This is a genomic window from Ruegeria sp. YTSC004, assembly GCF_059609805.1.
On the sequence record NZ_JBXWMJ010000010.1, the window covers coordinates 141,935 to 148,656 of the forward strand.

General features: G+C 55.3%; 7 protein-coding genes. 3 read left to right on the forward strand and 4 right to left on the reverse strand.

Annotated features, from left to right (window positions below; genetic code table 11):
• Window positions 1–66 precede the first annotated feature (66 nt).
• Window positions 67–546, forward strand: a complete 480-nt coding sequence (locus tag AC2FFP_RS17795; RefSeq protein ID WP_496769167.1) for an Lrp/AsnC family transcriptional regulator — start codon at window positions 67–69, stop codon at window positions 544–546.
• A gap of 117 nt (window positions 547–663) precedes the next feature.
• On the opposite strand, the gene AC2FFP_RS17800 is transcribed toward AC2FFP_RS17795, so the two are convergent.
• The 3 genes from AC2FFP_RS17800 to AC2FFP_RS17810 are packed head-to-tail and all read right to left on the reverse strand — an operon-like array spanning window position 664 to window position 3,032.
• Window positions 664–1,575, reverse strand: a complete 912-nt coding sequence (locus AC2FFP_RS17800; RefSeq protein ID WP_496881304.1) for an NAD(P)-dependent oxidoreductase — start codon at window positions 1,573–1,575, stop codon at window positions 664–666.
• 21 nt (window positions 1,576–1,596) lie between these two features.
• Window positions 1,597–2,154: an isochorismatase family protein gene (locus AC2FFP_RS17805; RefSeq protein ID WP_496881305.1), complete on the reverse strand. Its 558-nt coding sequence runs from the start codon at window positions 2,152–2,154 to the stop codon at window positions 1,597–1,599.
• Window positions 2,155–2,165: 11 nt separating this feature from the next.
• Window positions 2,166–3,032 (reverse strand): HalD/BesD family halogenase, encoded by an 867-nt coding sequence (locus tag AC2FFP_RS17810; protein ID WP_496881306.1) that lies wholly within the window; start codon window positions 3,030–3,032, stop codon window positions 2,166–2,168.
• A 119-nt stretch (window positions 3,033–3,151) separates the two neighbouring features.
• On the opposite strand from AC2FFP_RS17810, the gene AC2FFP_RS17815 reads away from it, so the two are divergent.
• Window positions 3,152–4,021, forward strand: coding sequence for a LysR family transcriptional regulator (locus AC2FFP_RS17815; RefSeq protein WP_496881307.1), 870 nt, complete (start codon window positions 3,152–3,154; stop codon window positions 4,019–4,021).
• 294 nt (window positions 4,022–4,315) lie between these two features.
• On the opposite strand, the gene AC2FFP_RS17820 is transcribed toward AC2FFP_RS17815, so the two are convergent.
• Window positions 4,316–5,281, reverse strand: coding sequence for an NAD(P)-dependent oxidoreductase (locus AC2FFP_RS17820; protein ID WP_496781179.1), 966 nt, complete (start codon window positions 5,279–5,281; stop codon window positions 4,316–4,318).
• Between the two features lie 134 nt (window positions 5,282–5,415).
• On the opposite strand from AC2FFP_RS17820, the gene AC2FFP_RS17825 reads away from it, so the two are divergent.
• The gene (locus tag AC2FFP_RS17825) at window positions 5,416–6,291 is read left to right on the forward strand and encodes a LysR family transcriptional regulator (RefSeq protein ID WP_496845142.1); all 876 of its coding nucleotides are present in this window, start codon (window positions 5,416–5,418) and stop codon (window positions 6,289–6,291) included.
• The last annotated feature ends 431 nt before the right edge of the window (window positions 6,292–6,722 follow it).

Sequence of the window (6,722 nt, forward strand, 5' to 3'; positions counted from 1 at the left end):
GATGACCTATTATGGTCAATTTTTCCGAATTTTCGGGAAATTTTCTTACCCTATAGGGAATTTCTCATGAAACTCGATCAGTATGACCGAAACCTGCTTCAGTTGATGCAAGCCGATGCCAAGATGGGCCTCGAAAAGCTTGCGTCCGAGACAGGCTTGTCCGTGGCCTCCGTTCAGCGGCGGTTAAAGGCGCTCAGAACCTCGGGCGCAATTCTTTCAGAAGTCGCAATCGTTGATCCCAAAAAGCTGGGTGTCGCGATGAGCTTCATTGTCATGGTCGAATTGGAACGCGAACGTCAGGATCAGATCGACGCATTCTCTCGTCAGGCGCAATCAGAGCCTATGGTACAGCAGTGCTATTACATCACCGGAGACGCCGACTTCTGTCTCGTCTGCTCCGCAAAGGATATGGATGATTTTCAGGAACTCACGAAACGATTGTTCTTCGACAACTCAAACGTCCGTCGCTTTCGCACATCTGTTGTCATGGGAAGAAAGAAAGTCGGTTTGGGTATTCCTGTTCAGGATGTTGGGTTGGAACGGTAAGAATCAACATTTACGCCAGCTACCGCGTCAAAGCGGCACGTCGAATGCTGGGCCGCGGATGCGCTTATTAACCAGCGCCGCGGGACCTTGGGGTTAGGGCCCAGATTGGGCCCCTCGTTATTTTTCCCAGTGCGGGATCCAATCCCCGTCAAGGCGAAGTGACACGCCAGCATTGTCTTCTTCAAGCTTCACCACATGCAATTCGCCCTTGTCGCCCCCGTATCTTTCGCGGGCCGCTTCGAACTGCGTGCATACCAGCCGTGTGGCAGGGGCGGCGGTGCCGGCGTCGTCGCAGGCCTCAACGATCAGGCCCAGATCCTTTTGGCACAGATCCAGTGTGAAGGACGGATCATAATGTCCGGCAAAAACGGACGGGGCGTCGTGATGCATGCACCAACTTTCGCTGGCCCCGATCTTAAGCGCGTCCCAGGCCCGTGACAGATCGACACCTGATTTCACCGCCATGACAAGTGCTTCACCCATGGCTGTCGCGTGGATGGCCCAAAGCTGATTGCTGGCCAGTTTCGTCACGGACCCGCTGCCGCTGGGGCCCATGTAATGAAGCGGACCCATCAGTTCCATCACGGGGCGAATACGCGCGACGGTCGCCTCATCCCCACCTGCGAATTGTGGCATATTGCCGGTACGTGCACCATCGACGGCACCCGTGACCGGCGCATCAATCAACTGTACACCGTTTTCAGCAAAGGTGGCGGCAAGCTCGCGCACAAAGGCGGGTTTGTTGGTTGTCATATCCACCCAAACCTGCCCCGCGGACATGGCGGATCGCAGCCCATCGTCGCCGTCTGCCACTTGTTCGATTTGCTTTGGTCCAAAGACCATGGTGAACACGATGTCCGCCGCTTGCGCGGCTGCCGCAGGGGTCTCTGCCCACTTCGCCCCAAGCGCCAGGTGCTCCTCTGCCCGGTTCCGATCAAGGTCGCAGACCGTTAGGTCATGCCCGCCCTTGATCAGGTTCAGGGCTGCCGGGCCGCCCATGGTGCCAAGCCCAATAAATCCAATGCGCATCTTCGCCGTCCTCGGGGTTAGTTATATTGCTTTCGCGTTTAGGATGGTATCGGTCGAACATACCTCACCAAACTCACCCTGCAGGTTGGCGAGCGTGACCGAATGTATCTGCTCGGCGCTGTGGGTCACCCCGTCCGGCCCGGTCGCGTCATAAGCCCAGACGGCATCAGAGGCATAAACCATCTCAAAGCCCAGACTGCTTGCAGAGCGCGCGGCGGACTCGGCGCAGTGATTGGCCGTGGCCCCGCAGATGACTACACGCTCGATGTTGTCGGCGCGCAGATCGGCCTCGAGCGAAGTTCCGGCAAAGGCGCTGGAGACGTGTTTGATGATCACCGGCTCGTCCCCTTGCGGTGCTGCAAAGGGTTGAACAACAGCACCAGGCGCATCCGCATGAAATGGATCATCGGGATCAAGCCCGTGGTGATGCACATGGACGATCTTGTCACCTTGCGCGCGAAACCGGCTGAGAAGCCGACCGATATTGTCGCCTGCCTCAGGGCAAGATCGCACGGCACCGGCTGCATCCTCATGAGCCAGTGCCATTTGCACATCAATGACGAGTAGAGCAGTTTTCATGGCTTGGTCCTTTATGCGTTGATGCTGGAGGCTGCGCGTTCCGCGAGGATATTTTTGACGCGATCACCATAGATCCGGATGTTGATGTCGTCGCTGATCACGCGGCCTTCCTGTTCGTCATAGGTCATGATCGCGGTGACGCGGGGGGTCGACCCTTCGACCTCTGTCACCCCGTGCAAAGAATAGCCACCGCGAAACAGGGTAAAAGTACCGGCGCCCCGGTCAAACTTCTGTGCATGGGACATATCGCCAGCAAGCAAACGATCCACCGCCTCGCGGTCTTCGGTTTCGTCGGTGCGCGAGTTTGGCAAGAAGGCAAAGTCACCCCCGGTTTCAGCGGCCTGCAACAGCAGCGTCACGGTGCATTCCGTCGTATCATAGTGCCAGGCGTGCCAGCTTCCTGGATGCAGGGCGACGACATTCAGCGCCTGAAACTCATCGGCGCAGCGATGCAGCACCTCTTTCTTTTGGACGCGGCGCACAAAGTCTGTCAAACGCGGCGACTGATAAAGCTGTTGGATGAGCGTTTCCTTTGGCAGCTGATCGTCCGCCAATTGCGTTGCCACATGCGTATATTCCTTACGGCGCGGATCATCCTTGGGCAGCGACGGATCAATTGCGCCCTGGTAGATGTTGCGCTTGATAGTCAGCACGTCAGCGGTGGGCAGCAAGGCGTTGGATTCATCGGCCAGTGCTGCCAGTGCCTCGGGGCGGATGAACCCATCCAGATTGCACCAGCCATGTTCCTCCATCTGGTCCTGACAGGTCTGGAGAAACGCAGCGCCTTCGGCACTTTCCAGATCCGCAATGGGATAGCGCTCCAGATCCACAAGGCTCAATACCATGTCGGTGTCTGTATCTTGATTGATCTCCGGCATAGATCGCTCCTTTTTTTCTTGTCGACTTCGTCGTCGGTTACTTTTGTCTAACTGCCGACCGGAATGAAGGAAAATGAAAGAATTTGCGTCCATGCGCATAAAAAACTTATGAATGGGCAATGAAAAGCAATCTCAATCTGAACTGGCTTCGCACTTTCGAGGCCGCCGCACGTCATCTTAGCTTTACCGCCGCCAGTCGAGAGCTGGGGCTGACACAAACGGCTGTCAGTCAACACATGAAGGCGCTGGAAGGTCAGCTGGGGCAGAAACTGTTCATTCGCAAGGCCAAAAGCCTGCAACTGACGGAAATCGGCCGGGCCTATTTAACATCGGTCCGGGATTCATTGGAGCACATCGCATTTTCCACAAACGGGCTGTTTGGGCCTGCCTTGGAGACGACGATCGTTGTGCGAGCGTCGGCGGCCATGATCATTTGGCTGGCGCCGCAACTTGCGACCTTTCAGACAGCTCATCCCGGTATCGGGATCAAACTTGTCACTTCGCTGTGGCAGAGCGGCCGGGAAGGGCATCCCGTGGACATAGACATCCTGCTGGCTCCGCAAACCCATTCCGACACGCGAATGATCAAGCTTTCTGATGAGTTCATCGTGCCGGTTTGTGGTGCGCGCACCGCGCCAAAGATCAAAACACCCGAGGACCTGATGGCGCACGCTGCCATCCACGTTCTGGGGTTTGACGACCATTGGGCGCGGTATCTGTCGGCCCGTGGTCTGCCCAATGCAGATGTATCCCCGCGCCTTATCGTCGATACCTCGGTTGCCGCTTGCGAATTGGTGGCCGCGGAAAGCGGCTGCACTATCATGATCAATCGGTTCGCGCAGCAGGCCATCGCAAGCGGGCGCCAGATCAGAATTGTCGGTGCCCCCGTTGATACAGGTCAGGCCCACTACGTCTTGCAACACAAAACAGGTACGGCGGGATCACACATTTCGATCGCTTTTTGCGAGTGGTTACAAACCCGTTTTTAGCTAATCTTCTGCCTGGCTCCAACGCCAATGAGACCGACTAAATTGAAACAATTAGAGAGGGTTGCGGGCACATCGCAAGCGCCAAAGAGATTATGTACCGGCACGCCGGATTCCTCTTGGTTCTCATAGTCGCTGGCCGTCAGCGCGGCAGTGGTGAACCTATCAGGTGCACTCACTCCCGCTTCGACCAGATCGCGATCGACTCTCGCTAGATGCTCGATCCCCGCGGCCGTCGGGTTGCGTGTCGCCGGGTTCCCGCCGAGTGTACGGATGCGCTACAATTCAGCCGTTTTTTTATTCCGCGGCATTGCGCTCGGAGCCTTGCGGGATCACCTCGTAACCGGGCTCTTCCGGCTCATCATCCATCATTTCCGGCGGAAACCCGGGGGCGAGAATATCCAGACCGGTGGCCTCCTCCAGACGTTTGATGATGTTGGGCGAATAACAACGCTCGCCAAATCGTTCGATGCCATCCTCAAAGATCTGAACCAGCATAGGCGAGATTTCCAGCGGCACATTGTGACGGTCAGCCACCTGCTGAAACAGGCCTGCATCCTTTTTGACCAGATCCATGGTGAAAGAAATGTCCCGGCTGCCGTTCAGGATCACCTGGCTTTCGGTTTCATGCACAAAAGACGTGCCGGAGCTGATCTTCATCGCTTCATAGGTCGTGTTCAGGTCCATGCCGGCTGCCTTGGCGGTGACCAGCGCTTCGCAGCATGTGACAAGATTGGCCGTGGCCAGATAGTTCGTCACAACTTTCAGAACCGAAGCCGAGCCCAGATCGCCAGTGTGCAGAATGCGGCGACCCATGGTTTTCAGGAAAGGCGCGATGCGGTCAAACGTAGCACGATCGCACCCCGCAAAGATCGAGATATTGCCCGTCGCCGCGCGGTGGCATCCACCCGAAACCGGGCAATCCACGGCTGCGCCTCCTGCGTCCATCACCATTGCGCCCAGGCGTTTGACCTCGGCCTCGTCAGTGGTGGACATCTCCATCCAGATTTTGCCCGGTTTCACCTCGGGCAGCATCTGTTGCATGACAACATCCGAAGCGGCAGGAGACGGCAGACAAGTGATAACAGCATCGCAATCGCGCATCAGTTGGGCCGGGCTTTCACCCCGGGCCGCCCCACGCGACACGAAATCATCCACAAGTTCGGGATTGAGGTCATGCACCGTTAGATCAATGCCGTTCCGCAGCAAACTGCCACTGAGTTTCCCGCCGACATTTCCAAGACCAATAAACCCAACTTTCATGTGCGTGCTTCCCTGTTCCAGTTCCTGCCGGATGATCGGCAAAGATGTTACTTTGAAAAAAACTACAGACGTTGATGGCAAGGTGTAAAACGAATAAAACCGGCAGGTATCAGCGAAAATTTTCGGTGCTAAGAATGCCGCGATCTCCTAACCCTATCTGGCTTCGGTCCTTTGAATGCGCAGCGCGGCATCTGAGCTTTACTGCTGCCGCAGCCGAGCTGGGTATCACACAATCGGCACTCAGCCTTCATGTCCGCTCGCTGGAAGCACAACTTGGCTGCCCCTTGTTCTATCGTGCCGCACGCAATCTTAGCCTGACCGAAGTTGGTCAGGCATACGCTTTTTCCGTGCGGCAAGCCCTGAGAGACATCGATCTGTCAACGATCAGCCTGTTCGGATCAAACCAGAAGCACGAGCTGGTCGTGCGCGCGCCAATATCCACAGCGACCTTGTTTCTCGCTCATAGGCTGCCCGAGTTTTTGCGGATTCATCCCGATATTTCCATAAAGCTGATCTCGAACATTTGGGCCGAATCCGCAGGCCGCGAAAATGTCGATGTCGAACTGAGGACAGGAAGTGGCGATTGGAATGAAATCCCCTCTCGGAAAATATCTACTGAACGTATCGTCCCTATTGCCCCCAAGATGGTCGAGGAAGAAACCCCTCCCATCGACGATCTGCAACAACGGCCACTCATTCACATTCTGGGTTTCCAGCAAATGTGGGAACGGTATTTTTCCGCAATCGGGGTTCGACAAACCCAATTCGCATCAACCTTTGTGGTCGACACGACAATAGCCGCAGTGGACATTGTGGCCGCAGGTGGCGGCAATGCGATCGTTATCGAGAGGTTTGCCAAAACCGCAGTTGAGACCGGAAGAAAGGTCGCCATAGTTGGTGAAGCAGTTCATATAGAACAGAGCCACTATTTGATTTCAGGGCAAAACACAAAAGCGGATGCGGTAGCCAAACAGCGTTTTGAAGCTTGGCTGGAAGACATCTTTCGATAAACTATGGAAATTCTCCTTCGTCTAAACGTCTGTTGTTTATGAGTGTTCAGTTCAGAGATTTTTGGGATAGTGAATGGTGAGCCAGCGACGACGCGCCCGCTATGAACAGTATTCGGACGTTGGAGTCTGCGCAGCAAATGATCACTCGGTATCGCATTTTCTGTTAAAACCTACTAATGCAGACATCCAAACATGTCTGACGTCAGAGCCTATCGGACAAAATAGGTCTATTTGCTAAGAGAGGGTTTGTTGCTCATTGTAGCGACTGAGGATTGGACAACGAGACAGTCTCTACGCATATTCTTCTAATTCTGGGTTGTGCATTTGAACCCAACGAGTGTCTCATCAGGTTGTAATGTGTTCATTGGATCTTAGCAGTGTTCGACGCGTCGACATACCTCGCGATAACATCGATTGTAGTCATCGGCACT